Annotated in this window: 20 protein-coding genes; 17 read left to right on the top strand and 3 right to left on the bottom strand. The window is 54.6% G+C overall.

Annotation, left to right across the window (positions count from 1 at the left end; translation table 11 throughout):
• Nucleotides 1–44: 44 nt before the first annotated feature.
• On the bottom strand, nt 45–1,553 hold the full coding sequence (locus FHK95_RS00715) for a CoA-acylating methylmalonate-semialdehyde dehydrogenase (protein WP_150302668.1): 1,509 nt from the start codon (nt 1,551–1,553) through the stop codon (nt 45–47).
• 129 nt (nt 1,554–1,682) lie between these two features.
• Between FHK95_RS00715 and FHK95_RS00710 the strand changes: the two genes are divergently transcribed.
• The 17 genes from FHK95_RS00710 to FHK95_RS00630 all read left to right on the top strand — a co-directional run bounded on the left by FHK95_RS00710 (nt 1,683) and on the right by FHK95_RS00630 (nt 18,053).
• Nucleotides 1,683–2,582 (top strand): LysR family transcriptional regulator, encoded by a 900-nt coding sequence (locus tag FHK95_RS00710; protein ID WP_150302667.1) that lies wholly within the window; start codon nt 1,683–1,685, stop codon nt 2,580–2,582.
• 497 nt (nt 2,583–3,079) lie between these two features.
• On the top strand, nt 3,080–3,886 hold the full coding sequence (locus FHK95_RS00705) for an SDR family oxidoreductase (protein WP_150302666.1): 807 nt from the start codon (nt 3,080–3,082) through the stop codon (nt 3,884–3,886).
• Nucleotides 3,887–4,052: 166 nt separating this feature from the next.
• Nucleotides 4,053–5,726 carry a DUF1302 domain-containing protein gene (locus FHK95_RS00700; RefSeq protein ID WP_178114671.1) on the top strand — a complete coding sequence of 558 codons (1,674 nt, stop codon included), beginning with the start codon at nt 4,053–4,055 and terminating at the stop codon, nt 5,724–5,726.
• 110 nt (nt 5,727–5,836) lie between these two features.
• Complete coding sequence (locus tag FHK95_RS00695) at nt 5,837–6,289, top strand: nuclear transport factor 2 family protein (RefSeq protein ID WP_150302665.1); 453 nt, start codon at nt 5,837–5,839, stop codon at nt 6,287–6,289.
• Nucleotides 6,290–6,355: 66 nt separating this feature from the next.
• The gene (locus FHK95_RS00690) at nt 6,356–7,741 is read left to right on the top strand and encodes a DUF1329 domain-containing protein (protein ID WP_150302664.1); all 1,386 of its coding nucleotides are present in this window, start codon (nt 6,356–6,358) and stop codon (nt 7,739–7,741) included.
• A gap of 55 nt (nt 7,742–7,796) precedes the next feature.
• Nucleotides 7,797–8,285 (top strand): nuclear transport factor 2 family protein, encoded by a 489-nt coding sequence (locus FHK95_RS00685; protein WP_150302663.1) that lies wholly within the window; start codon nt 7,797–7,799, stop codon nt 8,283–8,285.
• Between the two features lie 55 nt (nt 8,286–8,340).
• Nucleotides 8,341–9,123, top strand: coding sequence for a glucose 1-dehydrogenase (locus FHK95_RS00680; protein ID WP_150302662.1), 783 nt, complete (start codon nt 8,341–8,343; stop codon nt 9,121–9,123).
• 2 nt (nt 9,124–9,125) lie between these two features.
• The gene (locus FHK95_RS00675; protein WP_150302661.1) at nt 9,126–9,674 is read left to right on the top strand and encodes a nuclear transport factor 2 family protein; all 549 of its coding nucleotides are present in this window, start codon (nt 9,126–9,128) and stop codon (nt 9,672–9,674) included.
• Between the two features lie 4 nt (nt 9,675–9,678).
• Nucleotides 9,679–10,014 carry a Rieske (2Fe-2S) protein gene (locus tag FHK95_RS00670; RefSeq protein WP_206668517.1) on the top strand — a complete coding sequence of 112 codons (336 nt, stop codon included), beginning with the start codon at nt 9,679–9,681 and terminating at the stop codon, nt 10,012–10,014.
• 246 nt (nt 10,015–10,260) lie between these two features.
• On the top strand, nt 10,261–11,601 hold the full coding sequence (locus FHK95_RS00665) for an aromatic ring-hydroxylating oxygenase subunit alpha (protein WP_150302660.1): 1,341 nt from the start codon (nt 10,261–10,263) through the stop codon (nt 11,599–11,601).
• Between the two features lie 13 nt (nt 11,602–11,614).
• Complete coding sequence (locus FHK95_RS00660) at nt 11,615–12,091, top strand: nuclear transport factor 2 family protein (protein WP_178114670.1); 477 nt, start codon at nt 11,615–11,617, stop codon at nt 12,089–12,091.
• Between the two features lie 5 nt (nt 12,092–12,096).
• Nucleotides 12,097–12,663, top strand: coding sequence for a VOC family protein (locus tag FHK95_RS00655; RefSeq protein ID WP_206668516.1), 567 nt, complete (start codon nt 12,097–12,099; stop codon nt 12,661–12,663).
• Between the two features lie 14 nt (nt 12,664–12,677).
• On the top strand, nt 12,678–13,385 hold the full coding sequence (locus FHK95_RS00650; protein ID WP_150302658.1) for an SDR family oxidoreductase: 708 nt from the start codon (nt 12,678–12,680) through the stop codon (nt 13,383–13,385).
• A gap of 71 nt (nt 13,386–13,456) precedes the next feature.
• A complete protein-coding gene (locus tag FHK95_RS00645) occupies nt 13,457–14,203 on the top strand; it encodes an SDR family oxidoreductase (RefSeq protein WP_150302657.1) in 747 nt (248 codons plus the stop codon).
• Nucleotides 14,204–14,267: 64 nt separating this feature from the next.
• Nucleotides 14,268–15,686 (top strand): aromatic ring-hydroxylating oxygenase subunit alpha, encoded by a 1,419-nt coding sequence (locus FHK95_RS00640; RefSeq protein ID WP_150302656.1) that lies wholly within the window; start codon nt 14,268–14,270, stop codon nt 15,684–15,686.
• Nucleotides 15,687–15,725: 39 nt separating this feature from the next.
• Nucleotides 15,726–16,064, top strand: a complete 339-nt coding sequence (locus FHK95_RS00635) for an EthD domain-containing protein (RefSeq protein ID WP_150302655.1) — start codon at nt 15,726–15,728, stop codon at nt 16,062–16,064.
• A 327-nt stretch (nt 16,065–16,391) separates the two neighbouring features.
• Nucleotides 16,392–18,053, top strand: coding sequence for a GMC family oxidoreductase (locus tag FHK95_RS00630; RefSeq protein ID WP_206668515.1), 1,662 nt, complete (start codon nt 16,392–16,394; stop codon nt 18,051–18,053).
• A gap of 93 nt (nt 18,054–18,146) precedes the next feature.
• Here FHK95_RS00630 and FHK95_RS00625 read toward each other — a convergent pair whose 3' ends face one another.
• Both FHK95_RS00625 and FHK95_RS00620 read right to left on the bottom strand, forming a co-directional pair.
• Nucleotides 18,147–19,031 carry a phytanoyl-CoA dioxygenase family protein gene (locus FHK95_RS00625; RefSeq protein ID WP_150302654.1) on the bottom strand — a complete coding sequence of 295 codons (885 nt, stop codon included), beginning with the start codon at nt 19,029–19,031 and terminating at the stop codon, nt 18,147–18,149.
• Nucleotides 19,032–19,051: 20 nt separating this feature from the next.
• A complete protein-coding gene (locus FHK95_RS00620; protein ID WP_150302653.1) occupies nt 19,052–19,504 on the bottom strand; it encodes a nuclear transport factor 2 family protein in 453 nt (150 codons plus the stop codon).
• Nucleotides 19,505–19,516: the final 12 nt, after the last annotated feature.

Here is a 19,516-nt window from a genome sequence, read left to right as displayed (position 1 = left end):
TACTCCAACCAGACGGGCCGGCCTTTGAGGCCGGCCCGTAAAGATTATTTCAGGGTGATGGTGGTGTTAACGGCAGCTGCCTGCTCGTCATCATCGAACCAGCGTGCGGTAACGGTCTTGGTCTGGGTGTAGAACATGATGACCTGCTTGCCATAGGGACCCAGATCGCCCAGCTTGGAGCCGCGCGAACCGCTGAAGGAGAACAGTGGTACCGGGACCGGGATCGGCACGTTGATGCCCACCTGACCGACGTCGATCTCTTCCTGAAAACGCCGTGCGATGCCGCCAGAGCGGGTAAAGATGGCGGTGCCGTTGCCATTGGGATTGGCATTGATGATCTCGATTGCCTCGTCCAGGCTGTCGGCCTGCATGACGTTGAGCACCGGCCCGAAAATTTCCTGATCATAGACGCTCATGCCTGGCTTGACGCCCGCCAGAATGGTCGGCCCTACGAAGTTGCCATCCTCGTAACCGGGAACACTGGGATTGCGCCCATCCAGTACCAGTTCGGCACCCTCATCGACGCCTTTCTGGATCAGACCGTTAACCCGCTCCAGTGCAGCCGTGGAAATGACCGGACCCACATCGGTACCCGGCTCGACGCCGGCGCTGACCTTGAGCGTCTGGGCCTTGCGTGCCAGTTCCGGTAGCCAGTTGCGGGCTTCACCGACCAGGATGATGACCGGCAGAGCCATGCAGCGCTGACCGGCAGCGCCGAAAGCGGCCCCGACCAGATTGTTCAAGGTCTGTTCCTTGTTGGCGTCGGGCATGACGATGGCGTGGTTTTTTGCGCCCATCATGCACTGCACACGCTTGCCGGCCTGGCTGGAGCGGTTATAGACATGGGTGCCGACATGGGTCGAGCCGACAAAGGATACGGCCTTGATGTCGGGGTGATCACAAACCGCGTTTACCGCATCCACGCCGCCATGAATCACGTTCAGCACACCTGCCGGAATGCCGGCCTCCATGGCCAATTCAGCCAGACGCATGGTGACCATGGGGTCCTGCTCTGAAGGCTTGAGCACAAAGGTGTTGCCGGTGGCGATGGCCATCGGGAACATCCACAGCGGGATCATCGCCGGGAAGTTGAACGGAGTGATGCCAGCGCAAACGCCCAGCGGCTGCAGCAGGGTGTAGGTATCCACACCGCCCGCCACGTTATTGGCCAGCTCGCCGAGCTGCAGATTGCCCACGGCAGAGGCGTGCTCAACGACTTCCAGTCCGCGGAACACGTCGCCCTCGGCATCGGCCAGAGTCTTGCCCTGCTCGGCAGTGAGAATCGCGGCCAGCTCTTTCATGTTCTCGCGAATCAGCTGCTGATACTTGAGGAAAATACGCGCACGGGCGCCAATGGGCGTCTTGCGCCAGGTCTTGAAGGCTTCCTTGGCATTGGCAATGGCTGCGTTGATTTCATCGGGGGTGGCAAAAGGCACACGGGCCAGGACTTCCTGGGTGGCGGGGTTGATCACTTCGCGCCATTGATCGGTTTTCGATTCAACGAACTCGCCATTGATCAGCAGCTTTACGGTAGGAATATTCTTGGTGGTCATGGTGTATCTGCCTCGAGCCGTTACAGCCCTTGTCGTTTGATAGGTCGTACTGGATAGTAGCAGTGCGTTTTTACATTAAACAATTGGCTCATCCGCAACACGGGTCTGCATATATGCACAGGAGTACTCATGGACTGGGATAACCTGCGGTTTTTTCTCGAATTAAGTAGAGCCGGGCGGCTGACGACCGCGGCCCGTCGTCTCGGTGTAGACCACACCACTGTGTCCCGCCGCGTTCAGGCGCTGGAGAAAAGCCTCGGTGTGGCGCTATTCATCCGGGACACCACCGGTTATTCGCTGACCGAGGCGGGCCGCAGTCTGCTGCCTCAGGTTGAGCAGATGGAAGGGGCGAGCGTGAAGATAGAGCAAGCCCTGCCGAATCCCGGCGAGAGCCTGTCGGGGCAGGTACGTATCGGCGCTACCGAAGGTTACGGAACACTGATTCTAGGCCGTCAGCTCAGTGAATTGAGTCAGCGCCATCCGCATCTTCACCTTGATCTGCTGGCGCTACCCCGCGCGGTTCGCTTATCGCGGCACGAGGCGGACATCGTCATCACCCTGGAGCGGCCCGAACGGGGACCGTTCATTATTACCAAGCTGACCGATTACGTCCTGCGGCTGTATGTTGGTAAAGACTATCTCCAAAAGCACGGTCCCATCCGCAACCGCGACGACCTGAGCAAGCATCGGTTCGTCAGCTATATAGATGACCTGGTGTTCAGCAAGGAACTGCTGTTTCTTGACGAAATTGCAGGGTCAGGCGCCGTGGGGCTGCGCAGCACCAGCCTGTTGGCGCAGCAAGAATCGATCGCGGCTGGCGCGGGGCTGGGTATCCTCCCCGCCTTCTCCGCTGATGCGGACACACGCCTGCAGGTAGTGATGCCCGAGCAGATCCGTTTTATCCGCACCTTCTGGATGCTGATGCCCATTGAGTTGAAGGATATTGCGCGGATGCGGGTGACCTGGGATTTCTTGCGGGAGATGGCGGAGCGGGAGCGGGGGAGATTGATGGGAGGCTCACAAAAATAGTGTTGCCCTTAGAAGCAGAGCAGATAAGACAAACGGGCGTAGCCGCTCTAGCACCGTGGTTGTGGTTCGTTAGTTATTGAGGTTCCTCGCTGCTAGTGATTTTCTCCGCTGAAAAGCTTGTGATTTCGTAAAACAGCATGTAGCTTAATAAAAAACGAGTCTGTTGGTTTTTTAAGTGACAGGCCGATTTCTTACAAAAACAAAATTGGAGAGGTGATCAATATGCCTCCTGTGCAGCTGCTTCCTCCGGCTTCAGCGCTTGTCTGTGCTTCACCCGTGGCCAATGCTCATGGTGAAACGGTGTCAATTGATACCTTCACCGGGAAACCTGCACCGTGGATGAGTGAGCCAGTAGCCCGTGTTGATGACAGCATCCTGAATCATACTGCGGGCAGAGTCCCTTCCACGGCATATAGCCCTATCCAGGCTGGTGTTTATCCAACTCCCTTCGCACCCGAATCCTTGTCTGCCAGCGGCAGTCCCCTGGAGTAATAATCATGAGTACAGATGCTGTTTTGAAAGGGAAGGTCGCCATCGTGTTGGGGGCCGCAGGGCGAGAAAACATGGGGCAGGTGATAGCTCGGTATATGGCTGATGCGGGCGCTAAGGTGGTGGTGGCTGGCCGTCATGCCGACGAGCTAGAGCGCATCGCCGGCTCGATCGGGGGCTCTTCGGCCATATGTGACATCACCGATGGACAACAGTTGGCCGCGCTCTTCGATACCACCATCAGGCATTATGGAAAGGTGGATATTGCCATCAACGCCACCGGTTGGGGTTTGCTGAAACCCTTCCTGGAGACGACTGAAGAGGAGCTTGAGCGCATGCAGGATCTGCAGTTCAAGGGCCCTTTTATGTTCCTGCAGCAGGCAGTTAAATCCATGCCGTCGGGCGGGTCCATCATACAGCTGAGCTCTGCGACCGCATCCATCATGTTCGAGAACCATGCGGCTTATATGGGCACAAAGGCGGGGATCGATCACGTAGTGCGTTGCGTCGCCAATGAGTATGGTGTTCAAGGTATTCGTGCTAACAGTATTTCGCCGGGCTTGACCGATACGCCGATGACGGCGCAGGCAAAAGCTGTCCCGGGGTTGTTTGATGCCTTTGTTAAAGGCTACCCGCTTGGCCGCATAGGTACGTCCGAAGATATTGCAGCCGCAGCTGTCTGGTTGGCCAGCGACGCCTGTTTCATGACGGGTCAGAATCTTCAGGTCAATGGCGGTTTAACGTTACGGGCAAACCCAATGCAGGCCGATATCAATGCTGCGGTGGAGCAGGCTGCCCAAAACCCACCCCAATAGGATTGCCGCAGGACGCGCAGGAAAAAGCAACAGCTAGAAGATTTGATCAAACAGTTGGCAAATGCTGAAACGAAGGATGAATTCCATTTCGAACAAATAAAACGATCTGTTCGGTTTTATTGTGTCGGGCCCGGAAGGACTCATTGATAACCCTTGGAGCATGCAAATGAGCGTAAACAAGAATAACAACCGCTGTAACAAAATTGCCCTGTCACGTCTGGCCGCCGGGGTGCTTGCCGCCGGACTCGCATCAACCAGCGGGCAGGTAATGGCGTTCAGTATCGACACGGAAAACCCGGACCTACGAGTGCGCTGGGATAACACAGTTAAATACAATATTGGCTGGCGTATGGAAGGGCGGGATGACCGTCTGGGCGATAACTGGGTCTCGCAGGCGACCAACCATGGTTGGGACAAGGGCGATGTCGTGACCAACCGGGTCGATATTCTCAGTGAGTTCGACATGGTTTATAAGATGAATCATGGCTTCCGGGTCTCTGCCGCTGCCTGGAATGACTTTGCCTTTGATGACGTTGAAGGTAACCCAGCGTACCAGGCGGCCGGTCTGGGCACGGCCTATCCAAACAATCGCTTCACCAGTGACGTGGAGCGCTACTACAAGCGCTCCGGTGAACTACTGGATGCCTTCGTCTTTACTCGGCTTGATGTGGGCACGGTCCCGATTAACGTGCGTGCGGGTCGTCACAACGTGTACTGGGGCGAGTCGATGTTCAGCTTCGGCAACAGCATCGCCTATGGGCAAGGTCCACTTGATCTACGCAAGGCGACCTCTACACCGGGTATCGAAGCAAAGGAGCTGTTCCTGCCACAGAATCAGCTCTCGGCATCGGCGCAGCTGACGGATAATGTTTCGGTGTCCGCCAACTATTATCTCGAGTGGGATGCGCACCGCTATCCCGAAGGTGGGACCTACCTCGGTGGCGCGGACCTCAGTTTTCTTGGCGGAACCAATTATCTCGGCCTGCCTGTCGTGGGTGATCTGGATAGTGGCCCGAGAGAAAAACCCGATGACCGCGGCAGCTGGGGTATCAATACGCATATTCGGTCAGAACTCCTGAATGGAACTGTTGGCTTGTACTATCGGAACTTCGATGACCGCAATCCGGCCATGGTGATGGCGCCGGACTTCTCTTATATGCACAACGCGTATGCCGAAGACGTCAAGTTGTACGGCATCAGCTATGCGCGGCTGTTAGGCGCTATCTCGGTAGGCGCCGAGCTATCCCGCCGGGAAGGCACATCGCTGACGTCTAATGGTATTGGTCTCGCCACAGGTGATACCTGGCATGGTTTGCTCAACATGGTGGCTTTCATAGGGCAAACGCCGGTGTTCGATTCCGCCGTCTTGGTCGCCGAGCTGGCTTATAGCCGGTTGGATAGCGTCGACAGCTCGACTCGTCAGTTTTTCAACCATAAGAGCAGCAAGTACGCGGGATGTGACGCCGGTCGGAAGGGCGGTTGCGCAACCGATGATTCGCTGGGTTTCCAGGTTTCGTTTACCCCAACCTGGTATCAGGTATATCCGGGCATAGACATGACCGCGCCGATCAACTACGGACAAGGCATTACCGGCAATTCGCCGACCCCGCTGGGGACTGCGGAAAACGCCGGCGCCTGGAGCGTTGGGGTGGGTCTGGATATTCATGCCAAGTATGAAGTGGATCTGGCCTACAACGATTACTTTGGTGACTACACCAAGGGCGCTAATCCACTCGCCGGTGTCCCGGGCGTAGAGGATGTGGTCTGGGAGAACAACAGCGGCAGCGGGATCATGCACGACCGCGGCTGGTTGTCCCTGACCTTCAAGACCGCATTCTGATCCAGCTTATTGGATCAGCATAACCATTAGCGAAACGCCGCTCGGACTGACAATGCCAACAGTTTAGCTGGCGCTGTCAGTCCGATGAGGTCAAGTACGGGAGCACTCATATGTTGAGCCTTGAAGCCAGAATTCAGCGCGTTGAAGACCATTTGGCGCTGCAAGAGCTTATTCATTCGTATTGCATTCATATCGATGAAGCAAAAGATGTGGACGCCATCGTTGATTGTTTCGTAATCGATGCAGTTTTGGATTTGTCTGGCTTGGGTCTGCCGGTGGTGACGGGGCATCAGGACATTCGCGAGTTTTTTATCAGCGTGTTGGCTGGAACCGAATGCAACGCCCATTTCAGCAGCAATTTCCGGATCAATCGGCTGGAGCAGGACGAGGCGGACTGCCAGAGTTATGTGCATGCGGTGGGCACGGCCAAGGATGGCAGCGACATTCTGGTGTATGCCAAGCACCAGTATCGCTGCGTCAGAACTGCCAAGGGTTGGAAAATAAAACATTTTTCCGAGCCCTATTTGTTACCCCCTACCAAGGTGATTCCCGACTTCGAGTAAGTATTGCCTGGCAGGATTTTTCTAGAAACCCATGAGACTACAAAAACAATTACAGGCGAGTGACTTATGAAATTGAAAATGACATGCGTAGCGGTATTGGGTGCCATCGGACTGAGTCAGGGCGCGATGGCAGCATTGAATGCCGATGAGATTGCCCGGTTGGGCGACGATCTGACCGTCTGGGGTGCGATTCAGGCAGGTAATGAAGCGGGAACTATTCCGGCATATACCGGCCCTGTTGAGCCGCCAGCGAACTACGATCCTTCCAAACCAGGTAAGCGTCCTGATCCTTTCGCAGACGAAAAGCCAATGTTCAGCATAAGTGCTGACAATATGGATGAATACGCTGATCAGCTATCGGCGGGAACACAAGAGATGCTGCGGCAATACCCCAGCTTTCGCCTGGATGTTTATCCCACCCATCGGACAGCGAGTTATCCGGACTACGTTCTGGAAAACACGTTGAAGAATGCCAAAACCTGCGAGTTGGCTGACAATCTTCTGCAGTTATCGGGCGAATGTTATGGGGGCGTACCCTTTCCGATTCCAAAGAGCGGTTCGGAAGTAATGTGGAACCGGACACTGAAATACGATCAGTATGCCTACGAATCTCCAGCCCAGACCTCGACTCTGGTGGACTCGAAGGGACGTGTGATCGAAACGGGCGCTTTCGAATACTGGCAAACCTTCCCTCATTACGAACCTGGCCGCACAACGCCACTCGACAGTGAAGAAATGCTGGAATACGGCAGGATAGACTGGACTGGCCCTGCGCGTAAGGCTGGTGAAAAACTGGTGATTCACGATAACGTGGATATGCTTAACGTAGGCCGCCGCGCCTGGTCGTATTTGCCTGGCCAGCGCAGGGTCAAGCTCTCACCGGATGTTGCTTACGATACGCCTAGCCCCGCGGGCGGTGGTGTCGGCACTGTCGATGAAACACAGGTGTTTTACGGCTCCCAGGATCGTTATAACTTCGAACTCATGGGCCGCAAAGAGATGTTCATTCCCTATAACACCTTCAAGTTGCACGACAATGAGCAGTGCTCGTCGAGCCAGGTCTTCACCCCGAACCACATGAATCCCGATTGTGTTCGCTGGGAGCTGCACAGGGTTTGGGTGGTGGAAGCTACCTTGAAGGAAGGTAAACGGCATATTTACCCACGCCGAACCTTCTATTGGGACGAGGATATCCCTGCGGTGGGTATGGCCGATAACTATGATGATGCGGGAAATATCTATCGGGTCACCCGTACACATTACTATCCATTCTATGAAACCGACGGCCATAACACACACGAGTTTGCCGTCCATGATCTCGCCAGCGGCAGCTATGTGCGTCAGGCTTACACCCCTGCTGATGGCAACATGATGGTTGTCACGCCCGCAGACAAGGCGCATCCAGCGCGCTTCTATCAGCCCTCCAGTCTTTCCCGCGGCGGCGTTCGCTAGCGGCGCAGTGGGGTCGGTTGTCACCGACCCCACCGGATTCTTAGAGGAGGGCGGGATGAGTCAGGATGAGGTAATTCAACAGATTGTTGCCGAACATCAGATTCTGAAAGCAGTAAAGAGCTATATGCGTGCTCAAGACCGTTTGTTGCCGCAATTGCATCTTTCAGCATTTCATTCTGACGCCTGGGTCGATTGCGGTCTGTTTGCTGGGCCAGCCGACGAGTTCGTCAAGTTTGCACAAGACTTTCTAGCCGATTGTGATGCCACGCAGCATTTGATCGGTCAGGCAGATATTCAGGTAACAGGCGATAGCGCGTCCGGAGAAATATATTTTCTTGCGCATCACCGCATCACTGAAGACGGGCAGAAAAAAGACCTGTTCGTTGCCGGTCGTTATCAGGACGAATATGAACGTCGTGATGGGATCTGGGCGATAACCAAGCGCAAGGAAATCGTCGACTGGGCGAGAACTGATCCGGCGGCTGATGCTTTTCTTGCACAGCAACCGGCTTTAAATATAGCCCGCCGCGGCCCTGAAGGATAACAAGGCAATAACCTTGAGCGCCTTTAAAAACTTCGCCACCCACGAGGCTTGACCTATGAGACTGAACGAGAAAGTAGCACTGATCACCGGCGCCGCCTCTGGTATTGGAGAGGGAATCGCTCGGCTCTTCGCCGCAGAGGGAGCCAAAGTCGTGGTGACCGATATCAACGACGAGGCTGGGCGGCATTTGGCTCAAAGCCTTGGCGGCGATTGTCATTATCATCATCTCGATGTTTCAAAGAAGAGTGACTGGCAGGATGTGGTGGGCTGGACAGAATCGAATCTCGGTCCGGTGGATATCATGGTCCACAGTGCTGGAATTTCATTCCCTGCAGATATCGAGACAGTGGATGAAGAGGCCTGGCACCAGCACATGAACGTACATGGTTTGGGTACGATGCTGGGTTGCAAGGTTATTGTTGAGAGTATGAAAAAGGCGGGGAAGGGCTCCATTATCAATATATCGAGCGTGGAAAGCATTCGCCCCGGACCACTTTTTGTCGCGTATGGCGCAGCCAAGGCAGCAATGGATTCGGTCACCAAGACCGTTGCTCTGCATTGTGGTGAAAAAGGCTACAACATCCGCGTTAACTCGGTACATCCGGCTGCCACACGCACGCCGTTGGTGCAGCAGTATCTGGATGGCGCAGAGGACCCAGTGGCACTTGAAAAGATATACGCCGGCATGCAGCCACTTGGGCGTATTGCTGAAGTAAGCGAGATTGCTTCGGCTGTACTGTTTCTTGCTTCTGATGAAGCAAGTTTTATGACAGGCCATCAAATGTATGTAGACGGTGGGGTTTTGAGCAAGCCTTACCCAGCTGGGGAGGGGGCCTGAACATGGATATGTCCGACACCCTGCTGAGTGAGTTGGCGTTGCTTATCGACAAACAAAAACTGCATGAACTCAATGTTCGTTATTGCATTGGAGTGGATCGTAAAGATCATGCTTTGCTATCCAGAGTGTGGGCCGAGTCTGCGACCATTGATTTTGGTTTATTCAGGGGAAGCGCCAGCGAATTCTGTCAATTGATTGTTCTGGACGATCCAACCGTCAGCATCGCCCATCATTTTGCGTCCAACGAACTGTTTGAACTTCAGGGCGATAATGCCACCGGGCAGAGCTACGTTATTGGCAGCACGGTCAAGCCACACGAAGATGGGTCCCAGGAAAATCAACTGGTGGGTGGTCGTTACCTTGATACCTACATACGCGAAGATGGCAACTGGGTGATTGCCCGTCGCCATTTCGTTGTTGACTGGGTCCATGCGCAAGTCAGTCTCGCAGACTACCAGACGGGAATCGCGGCGGTTGCCACCAATGGCAAGCCCTCGACAGACGACATCTCATACAGTTTCCTAGACGCTACCTTTTTTGAACGGGAGTAAAGTTATGGACAAAGCATTTCACCGCGTTATGTCTACCGAGGAGCTGGCTCCAGGGCAGTCCAAGGCAGTACAGCTGGAAGGCGTGAGCGTTCTGGTTTGCAATGTCAAAGGTGAGTTCCTCGCGGTAGAGAACCGCTGCACTCACCAGGCCTCGGAGCTGGAAGGCGGGAGGATTCGTAACGGCATGATCTCCTGTCCTTTGCACGGGGTGATGTTCGACTTGCGCACCGGCTGTGGGCGAGGCCCCCTGGGCAAGGTACCGCTGCGCACCTTTGTGGTACAGGTAGTAGGAGACGAGGTGCATGTGGGCCTCAACGAGCCGGCTGAAGCGGACAGCTGAGTTTTTACTTGTTAAAAAACAATCAGGACGGCTTTGAATCCGGACGTTTACATCTGTGTTACTGCACAAGCTGGCTGTTACTAGCGGCCATCAGTTCAGTTGGGTGTTTGCATTAGATCATTTGAACGGTAGCAGGGGTAATGAAGTCGGCTGATGTCTGTTCATATTCCGTCGTAAAAAACGCGGCTTGCGGATACCGATGTGTAAGTTGAATTACATACCAAAAATAAAACTATGGAGTACACCATGGAGCTGATAAAGGTTCACCCCCTCACTATGGATGGTCGTGATGCCAGCCTGCTACGCGGGGATCCAATGACCGGTGACCGGTACTATTCACGCGAGTTTGCTCAGCGTGAATGGGACCATATGTGGACTAAGATTTGGCACGTTGCCGGCCGCGTAGCGGAGTTGGAGGAGGCGGGCGACTACCTAGTCCATGATTTCATGCATGAATCCGTCATCGTGATTCGGCAGGAAGACGATAGCTTTAAGGCGTTTTATAACAGTTGTGGTCATCGTGGTCAGCGCCTGGTCTGGGATAACTCACATGCGGGTGCGGGTTTCCATTGCCCCTATCATGGCTGGCTGTGGGGTAGAGACGGGGTCTTGAAGTCAGCACAAGATCCCGATGACTTTCCCGGCGGGAATCCATGTGGGAAGTTGAAACTGAATGAACTGAGGTGTGACACCTGGGGCGGCTTCATCTGGTACACCATGGACGATGATGCACCACCCCTCCTGGAATACCTCGAGCCCATGCCCGAGCTGTACAAGAACTACCCGATGGAGACCGGGGTTCGGGTTTTCTGGATGAAAATCAACCTGGATACCAACTGGAAGTTTGCCACTGATAACTTCAGTGAGTCCTATCACACGCGTACAGCACACCCCCAGGTGCCTCCGTTCATTGATCAGGATGTTGATAGTGCCCGCCATGAGATGTTTCCTCGTGGACATGGCCGAACGGTGCAGCCCATGCGGCCGTCTCTTACTGATCGCCTGCCAGAGGGTGCCCCTCAGCCTTTCGATGACCTGCTACGGCAATGGGACATTGACCCTGATAGCTACCCCGATTTTGAAACCAAGGCTATGCAGGGATGGCTAGACCTCAAGGCGGCCAAGCGCAGGCTCTGGAAGGAAAAAGGGTACAAGCATTACGAGCACATGAATGATGAGGAGCTTACTGATAGTCCACATACGGTGATATTCCCGAACGTCACTATTTCGTTCCTGCCGGATCAATTGATCTTTTTCCGGACCGAGCCCCACCCTGATGATCCCAACAAATGCACATTCGACCTGTGGTGCATGGTCTACCCGGTGGAGGGTCAAACCGAGGTCGAATCGATCATGGCTGGCATGCAACCTCTGGAAGAGGCAGAGCTGCACGTTCGTGACTTCGATAATGGCGCGGGTGTGCCGGAGATCGTGGACCAGATTGTCTATCAGGACATGTTATTGGCGGACGGTCAGCAGCGTGGGATCAGGTCGCGGGGGTACAAGGATACCGTTTTGTGCAACCAGGAGACGCGCGTTCGCTTCTTCCATGAAGTCCTGAATGATTATCTCGAAGGCAGAGTCTGAAAAGGAACGCGAAATGACTGATCTACAATCCATGCAGGCCCAGTTGACCCGTTTGAACGATCTGGAAGAGATCCGCACGTTACGTCACCGCTACGCCTATCTCGCCAATATCGTTGATAGTGTCCCCGGTGACGCGGAGCAGTTTGCCGCCTTGTTTACCCCTACCGGAACATTGGATCTGGGTATGGGATTGGCAACAGGCCACGCCGAGATAGTCGCAATGATGACCTCCGCTACCATGCAGTGGACCTGTGCCATGCACTATATGTTGAACCCTGTTATCGACCTGAAGGGGGACCGGGCGGACGGGAAAGTCTCGGGTCTTTTTGCCTTTACCACGACCGATAATCCGTCACCGATATGGCTGTCGAATATTTACTCGGACGAGTATGTGAGAACGGCGCAAGGCTGGAAGTTTCAGTCGGTGACGATAAAGACAACCTTTGTAGACCCCCAGTTTTTGGAAGCTTACGTCGGCATGATCGAATAATCCCAATGGCGCAGATGAAGGAGCAAACCAGGTCAGTGGTGCCGAGGCATCACCCGGTCAGGCAGATAGCCTACTTTGTCGACGATGCCGCCGGGAGCGCGCAGGACCATCACCTGTTGTTCGGCTCAGGGCCTTACTTCGTAGTCGAGAATATCGAACTGGCAGTATGTCTGCACCGAGGCCAGCCGAGCACGCTCGACCATACCTCTGCCTACGGGCAATGGGGGGGCGTGATGGTCGAGTTTTGTCAGCAGAACAATCCTGGACCCTCCGTTTTCCATGATCATCGCTCCAGTGGAAAAGGCGACATCCATCATGTGGCGATCATGGTCGAAAATCTGCGGACGGCCATCAGTGAGTATGAGGCCGCGGGCTATGAAACGGCACTCTACGCTGAGCTGGTATCAGGGCAGGCCTACGCGATGATCGATTGCACGCAGGCTCTGGGCCACTTCATCGAAATATATGAACCAAGCGAAGCACTTGTCGGCTTCTATTCCCTGGTCCGATCCGCTTCAGAAGGCTGGGACGGCAACGCGGTGATCCGCTCTCTGTCCATGGTTGATAATTAATGAGGAGTATCTGAATGAATAATGTCGTAATTACCGGTGCCAACCGAGGTATCGGGTTTGCCTTGGTCAGAGACTATCTAGTAGCTGGGGACCGGGTATATGCGTTTTGTCGGTCTCCAGGCAGCGCATCAGATCTCGCCGCACTTGCAGAGACGTCTGAGGGGCGGCTGACCGTGCATCAGATGGATATGACTGACGGCGCCTCAGTTGCCAAGAATGTCCAGGCGGCCGTCAAGGATTCGCCGGTTCATGTGTTGTTGAACGTGGCGGGGGTGTTGGGCGGCGAGACTGGACCGTTAACCAGTAAAACCTTTACCGAGGATGATTTTGCCGACTGGCATACCGCATTTGAGGTCATGACTATCGGACCGTTTCGCCTGATTCAGGCGCTATTGCCTAACTTGTTGGCGGCGAAGGGCAAGGCGATGACGGTAAGCAGTCAGCTTGCCGCCTCAACCTGGCCGTACGGCGGCATGTACGCATACGGTGCGACGAAAGCTGGGGTGAACAGAGTGATGCGTAGTCTGGCTATCGACCTGCGCGATCAGGGCGTTTGTGTTGCGACCATCCATCCCGGTTACGTACAGACCGACATGGGCGGCCCCACTGCGGACATCACTCCACAGGAGAGCGCTGCCGGCATCAGATCGGTGGTTGCCAATCTGACGTTGGAAAATAGTGGCGACTTTTTCAAGTGGAACGGAGAACTGCATCCCTGGTGATGCTCCACGGGTCTGGCCACATCTACTTATGTATTCCGACTTTTTGACAACAAGAATAAGAGATAAGAAAAATGAAGAGAGTGAATAATAAAGTCGTGCTGATTACCGGTGGCGCATCAGGTCTCGGAGCGGCGGATGCCAGGTTGCTTGCTGCACATGGCGCACGCGTGATCATCACCGACATCAATCATCAGCAAGGCGAGGCACTGGCGGCGGAAATCCCTGGCTCGCTTTACCTCGCCCATGATGTGGCAGACGAGGCGCATTGGATCAGCGTGCTTGCGGAGGTAAAGAAACGCTTCGGCCAACTCGACGTACTGGTCAATAACGCCGGCTTCGTCAACTTCTCGACGGTTGAAGAGCAGTCGCTCGAGCAGTTCAGGCTACATCTGCAGGTCATGACTGAAGGCACCTTCCTAGGCTGCAAACACGCTATTCCGTTAATGCGTGAAACGGGTGGGTCGATTATCAATATTTCCTCGGTAGCGGCCGTTAAGGGAATCGCCGAGGTATTTGCCTACACCGCTGCCAAGGGAGCGATAGCATCCATGGGGCGCAGTATCGCCATTCACTGTCAGAACCAGGGTTACCGCATCCGCTGCAACACCATTCTGCCGGGCGCGCACGACACGCCCATGACGGTGAAGGCGCTTACCGAGCTGGCGGGCGCAGACACAGAGGCGCTCACTCAATTGCATGATGTCGGCCAGGGTAAGCCTGAAGATGTGGCCAATCTGGTGCTGTTCCTTGCCAGTGATGAGTCTCGACAGATCAATGGTGCGCAGCTGGTGATTGATAACGGCGAAACCATCAAATAGCTGCGTAAGCCTCCGGCATTGGTGGGCGACGACCAACCGGCTTAGTCAGAGTGAGAGCTAACTTATGAATACCCATAATACAAACATACTGAACGGTTTGCCTGGTGATGACATGGGGCTTGCGCCCGGCGAGGCGCGCTGCCCAGGGCGCACCGTGCAAGAGATCATTGCTAGCGATTTGAACCAGGCTCCCGCTATCCTCAAGGAGGAGCGCTATCGTTACGCCGGGAGTGATGACATCGCTTTCTCCCGCTACACCTCCCCGGATTTCTTTGCTAAGGAGATGGAACTTGTCTGGACCAAGGTGTGGCAATGGGCATGCCGCTTGGAGCATATTCCTCAAGTAGGTGATTACTACGTCTATGAAATCGGTCCCTATTCAATTCTGGTAGTCCATACTCCCAAGGGAATCAAGGCTTACCACAACTCGTGTCTGCACCGCGGCACCAAGCTCAAACCAGAGGAGGGCATGGGCTCCAGTAACCAGTTACGCTGCCCGTTCCACGGTTGGACCTGGTCCCTTGATGGCGAAATACAAAGTATTCCCTGTGCCTGGGATTTTCCGCACGTCAAGCCGGAAAATCTCAAATTGCCAGAGGTGCGTGTAGGGCAGTGGGGCGGTTTTATATTCGTTAATCTGGATGATGACGCAGAGGATCTGGAGAGCTTCCTGGCGGAAATTCCTGAGCATTTCAGTGGTTGGGACATGGAAAACCGATTCACCGAGTTTCACGTGGCGAAGGAATTGCCCTGCAACTGGAAGGCGGCCACTGAAGCATTCCTTGAGGCTTACCATGTTATGGAAACCCACCCTCAACTGCTTCCTGGCACCGGGGATGCCAATATCCAATATGATATCTACAGCGATCATGTAACGCGCTTCTATGGTGCAAGCGGGGTCAGTAGCCCGCATCTGGAAACTCCGCTAAGCGAGCAGGAGCTGGTTGATGCAATGCTGGTGGGCGATCGCTCGCTTGTCACGGATGAGCTGGAAGTAAAAGAAGGCGAAACGGCACGAGTCGTCATGGCGCGATTCTTACGCAAGACGTTGGGCGAGAAGTACAAGGTCAATCTGGAAGACGTGTCCGACGCCGAGATGATCGATACCATCGAATATCATCTGTTCCCCAACATGATCCTCTTCCCGGGTTTGTCCTTGCCCATGGTGTACCGCTTCAGGCCGCTGGGCTGCGATCCGGATCGCAGTCTGTTCGAGATCCTCTTTTTGCGCCCGTTGGCTCCCGGTGCAGAGCGTCCCGAGGCTCCAGAGGTTTCCTATATCAAAGAGGAGGAGTCATACGGGCTCGCCGATGGCATCGATGCAGGCATGGCATATGTCTATGATCAGGACACGTCCAATATGCGGGCTCAGCAACAGGGCTTCAAGGCAGCAAAGAAAAAGGGCGAAACCCTGGGTAATTACCAGGAGGCAAGAATCCGCCACTTCCACAATGTGCTCGACAAGTACATCCAGCAGGACTGACTGGGCGGAGGCCAGGGCTGCAAGGCCCTGGCAATAACCATGGCGAAAGTATTTACCCTGTTGCAGCGCAAAGAGGGTTGGAGCCGGTCGCGGTTCAGCGATTACTGGAGCAGCACGCATAAGGAGCACGCTCTCGATCTGGCGCATGCCGGCTTCTTCACCGGCTATGTGCAGAACCATCTTTTAAGCGACTTGCCAGCACTGGCATGCCCGGCCGCTGATGGTATTCCGGAGATCTGGATACCATCGCCGCAATCGTTGACTGACTTGGCTGCTTCGGAGGTGTATCAACAGGGTGCGGCGAAAGACGAGCCTAACTTCACTTCGGGTGAAACTGCATCTTATATAAGCGTTTGTGGGGGCCGGAGCGTGCACTGACGGTCCTGACTTCTCGCTCATACCCTATACGACACCTAGTGTTCCTTCAGGTGATGTCGCCGACACAACGGGAGCGGTCGGTCGGTGTCCTGGAACAATGTGCACAAGGACAGTCTGCAGATGTTTACAGCGCTAACTCTGCTTCGGATGAAAATGTCCGATGCATTGTCTACAGCGGTTTTTGGAATGAGGTTCTGGACGCTCAAAACAACCTGTCTGCCATGGCGGCGACCTTGAAGGCGCTGCCGGATGTGCGGCTCTTGAGCGCTGGCGTGTATGAATCGAGGACGATAGTGAATCCGCTAATTAACTTCCAATAATTCCGATATGGCCACCGCCACCGGCTATAAACCTGAGAGCATAATAATAATGAACGCGACCTTTGACTATATTATTGTCGGTGCCGGCTCGGCCGGTTGTGTGCTTGCCAATCGCTTATCCCTTGATCCATCTATTCGCGTATTACTGCTTGAAGCGGGCGGCAGCAATAATGATGCACTGGTCAATATGCCCAAGGGCATTGCAAAGCTGGTTGGTAGTGCGTCCCATACTTGGCAATACAGCGTTACCCAGCCACGCACGCAGGACAGTGCCACTTCGGAGGTCTGGATTCGAGGCAAGGGCCTAGGTGGATCCTCTGCTATCAACGGCATGATCTGGTCGCGCGGGCAGCCCGAGGACTATCAGCGCTGGGAGCAGATGGGCTGCGAGGGTTGGGGCTGGGCGGATATGAAAACCGCGTTCAAAGCACTTGAAGAGCATCAAGGTCCTCTGAGGGCTGACCCTGGGGAAAGCCGGCCGGTAACCATCACGCCTGGCGGAAATTATCGTTACCCCCTGACAGAAGACATGATCAGAGCCGGTGAGGCTCTTGGTCTGCAGCGCACGGATGATCTGAATGCCGTATCTTCAGAGCGCGTGGGCTATTACAGCCATAATATTCGTGACGGAAAGCGGGTCAGTAGTGCCCATGCTTTTATATCTCCAGCCAGAGCGCGCAAGAATCTCAAGGTACTGACTCATGCGCTGGTCGAGCGCATCCTGTTTACCGGCAAACGCGCCACGGCTGTTGATGTTCGTCTGGCTGACGGCTATCACCGTTTCGAATGTGACAGAGAGATTATTTTGTCGGCAGGTGCGCTGGAAAGCCCCAGGCTGTTGCAGTTGTCCGGTGTTGGTCCGCCGGATGTATTGAGAGACGCCGGTGTACCGGTGATTCAGGAAAGCCCCGCAGTGGGACGCCATCTTCGTGAGCACCTGTCATTCGCTATGCCGTTTAGAATCAACAGTAATGCGGGCAACCATAGGGCATTTTATGGGCTTGGCCTGTTCAAGAGCCTATTGCGTTATCAATTTCAACATCAGGGGCCTTTGGCGACCGGCCCCTTTGAGGTTGGCGCTTTCGTGCGAGTAGGGAAGCAACCGGGGCCCCCAAATCTTCAACTGTATATGGGCGGGTACACTTTTGCGCTGAGTGATGACAACCATCCAGTACCTTTGTCTCGAGTTGATCGCCAGCCTGGGTTGTCTATTTATGGGCAGTTGTTGCAGCTGACCAGTGAAGGTCATATCCGCGTCACAAGTGATGATCCGTCAGCCCCGGCCGAGCTTGTGCCCAATTGGCTATCGACGCCGGAAGATTGTCAGATGGCTATTGATACGGTCCGTTACATAAGGCGCTACGCAGCACAATCTCCGCTTGCCGAACATGTCGTCAGTGAGTTGTTGCCAGGTGCGGAATGCAAAACTGATGAGCAGGTACTCGATGCTTTTCGCCGGCTGTCTACCTCAGGATTGCATGCCACCGGCACCTGCCGGATGGGACCTGACGCCAACGCCGTAGTTGATGATAGGCTTCGGGTTCGCGGTGTCGAAGGGCTCAGAGTTGCTGACTGCTCAGTTATTCCTGTGCTGATCTCGGGCAATACCAACGCACCGGCCATGGCACTAGGTTGGCGCGCCGCCGATATGATCATGGAGGAACAGTAGAGAACGCGGTGTCCATCCAGTCAGAATTAGGTACCTATTGAGAGAAACACACACAGGGCCAGTGGCCCTGTGTGATCTGCCAAATCCTTGGATTCAGCTTTTGCTTGTGCTCAGCTTGGTCAGACCGGCTTTGTAGATCGGCTCACCAATGGCCAGTTTGCTAAACCGGGTCTGAAGAGTGGCTCCCTCCTCGCCGACATTATTCGTTACTGGTGAATCTCCTTCGATGTCAGGCCGTTTCACACGCACGACATCGTCTCCTACGAGTCTCAAGGACAAGCTGCGACGCGTTGAGCCAGGAGCCGTACCGCCGCCGCCGTGAAGAGTGCTGGTGTGAAAAATCAAAACGTCACCCCTTTTTACCGGGCAGGTGATGATGTCCCACTTTTCCCGTTCTGCTTCGATATTAGGCAGTCGTGGCATATCCTTCTCGTCGTAAAGAGGAAGGGTGTCGTCGTCTGCCGAGAAGGACGAGCCATTGAATAGAGGTTGTCGATGCGAGCCGCGGATGACTTCCAGTGCGTGAGCCTCGTCGACGTCTTGCATAGGAATCCAAAGCACGGCGATCTTCTCACCGTCGATTGGCAAGTATGGTGTGTCCTGATGCCAGGGAGTGCGGCGGACCGGTCGATTGTCGCCCTCCTTATAGAACAGCTGGTCCACGAAATACCAGACGTCTTTGGATCCGAACAGCCCAGCCGCGATGTCTGGAATCGGGGTTTCTCGGAACATGGCCTGGAAGGTGGGCTTCTGGCTCGAATCCTCTTCGCACTGCATGAATCTGCCGCCGCCCTCAGGATAGAGATCCTGCGCTAAAGGGCCTGGGTTTTCAAAATTCCACGTGTAGGCTTCCTCGATGACTTTCATTGCTTGCTCATCAAAAGCGCCGCGTATCACCATGGCGCCATCTCGTCGAAATTGCTCATGGAACTCGTCGATTCGGTCCAAGGTGGTTTGAATTTCAGTTACATTTCCCATCAGAGGTGTCCTCACGCGAATCAATTTTTCTTGTGAACTGCCGTTACTGAATCAGGCATGGGAAGTTGGGGTGCCTCGTAGAAGCGCGCGATTTTCCAGGTGTCATTCACCTTACGCAGGCTCAGGTCATAGTACACATAGACCTGCACGTCGATGCCGGTAACGGAGCGTCCCATTCCTACGATATAGGCGTATATATCTGCGGTATCTCCCGAGAGCTTTTTGACCTGAAAGTTCGATAGTAGATGCATGTGATGCGACATATCCTTGAATACATTCGCATAGAACCCTCGGATCTCTTCATGGCCGTGGAAGCGGGGGAGGCCCAGCCCGGTTAAATCCAGAACGGCATCTTCCGTGAAGTTTTCGGTCATGAAATCGAGATCCGAGAGCTTGTCCACAGCTTCACAGTAGCGCAGCACCGCTTCTTCCAGTGCTGCTTTCTCGATAAGGTACTCAGTCGTTACTTTCATCGCGATTGACCT

Source organism: Pseudomonas saliphila (assembly GCF_008638345.1).
Lineage (GTDB): Bacteria > Pseudomonadota > Gammaproteobacteria > Pseudomonadales > Pseudomonadaceae > Halopseudomonas > Halopseudomonas saliphila.
Note: the sequence above shows the minus strand (reverse complement) of the source record. Positions and strands in the feature narration are given on the sequence as shown.

Excerpts from the sequence above, each read along its gene's own strand:
- FHK95_RS00660 (WP_178114670.1), top strand. The coding sequence starts at position 11,615 with ATGACTGATCTACAATCCATGCAGGCCCAGTTGACCCGTTTGAACGAT.
- FHK95_RS00695 (WP_150302665.1), top strand. The coding sequence starts at position 5,837 with ATGTTGAGCCTTGAAGCCAGAATTCAGCGCGTTGAAGACCATTTGGCG.
- FHK95_RS00710 (WP_150302667.1), top strand. The coding sequence starts at position 1,683 with ATGGACTGGGATAACCTGCGGTTTTTTCTCGAATTAAGTAGAGCCGGG.
- FHK95_RS00680 (WP_150302662.1), top strand. The coding sequence starts at position 8,341 with ATGAGACTGAACGAGAAAGTAGCACTGATCACCGGCGCCGCCTCTGGT.
- FHK95_RS00685 (WP_150302663.1), top strand. The coding sequence starts at position 7,797 with ATGAGTCAGGATGAGGTAATTCAACAGATTGTTGCCGAACATCAGATT.
- FHK95_RS00620 (WP_150302653.1), bottom strand. The coding sequence starts at position 19,504 with ATGAAAGTAACGACTGAGTACCTTATCGAGAAAGCAGCACTGGAAGAA.
- FHK95_RS00700 (WP_178114671.1), top strand. The coding sequence starts at position 4,053 with ATGAGCGTAAACAAGAATAACAACCGCTGTAACAAAATTGCCCTGTCA.
- FHK95_RS00650 (WP_150302658.1), top strand. The coding sequence starts at position 12,678 with ATGAATAATGTCGTAATTACCGGTGCCAACCGAGGTATCGGGTTTGCC.
- FHK95_RS00635 (WP_150302655.1), top strand. The coding sequence starts at position 15,726 with ATGGCGAAAGTATTTACCCTGTTGCAGCGCAAAGAGGGTTGGAGCCGG.
- FHK95_RS00625 (WP_150302654.1), bottom strand. The coding sequence starts at position 19,031 with ATGGGAAATGTAACTGAAATTCAAACCACCTTGGACCGAATCGACGAG.
- FHK95_RS00675 (WP_150302661.1), top strand. The coding sequence starts at position 9,126 with ATGGATATGTCCGACACCCTGCTGAGTGAGTTGGCGTTGCTTATCGAC.
- FHK95_RS00630 (WP_206668515.1), top strand. The coding sequence starts at position 16,392 with ATGGCCACCGCCACCGGCTATAAACCTGAGAGCATAATAATAATGAAC.
- FHK95_RS00670 (WP_206668517.1), top strand. The coding sequence starts at position 9,679 with ATGGACAAAGCATTTCACCGCGTTATGTCTACCGAGGAGCTGGCTCCA.
- FHK95_RS00655 (WP_206668516.1), top strand. The coding sequence starts at position 12,097 with ATGGCGCAGATGAAGGAGCAAACCAGGTCAGTGGTGCCGAGGCATCAC.
- FHK95_RS00690 (WP_150302664.1), top strand. The coding sequence starts at position 6,356 with ATGAAATTGAAAATGACATGCGTAGCGGTATTGGGTGCCATCGGACTG.
- FHK95_RS00665 (WP_150302660.1), top strand. The coding sequence starts at position 10,261 with ATGGAGCTGATAAAGGTTCACCCCCTCACTATGGATGGTCGTGATGCC.
- FHK95_RS00645 (WP_150302657.1), top strand. The coding sequence starts at position 13,457 with ATGAAGAGAGTGAATAATAAAGTCGTGCTGATTACCGGTGGCGCATCA.
- FHK95_RS00705 (WP_150302666.1), top strand. The coding sequence starts at position 3,080 with ATGAGTACAGATGCTGTTTTGAAAGGGAAGGTCGCCATCGTGTTGGGG.
- FHK95_RS00715 (WP_150302668.1), bottom strand. The coding sequence starts at position 1,553 with ATGACCACCAAGAATATTCCTACCGTAAAGCTGCTGATCAATGGCGAG.
- FHK95_RS00640 (WP_150302656.1), top strand. The coding sequence starts at position 14,268 with ATGAATACCCATAATACAAACATACTGAACGGTTTGCCTGGTGATGAC.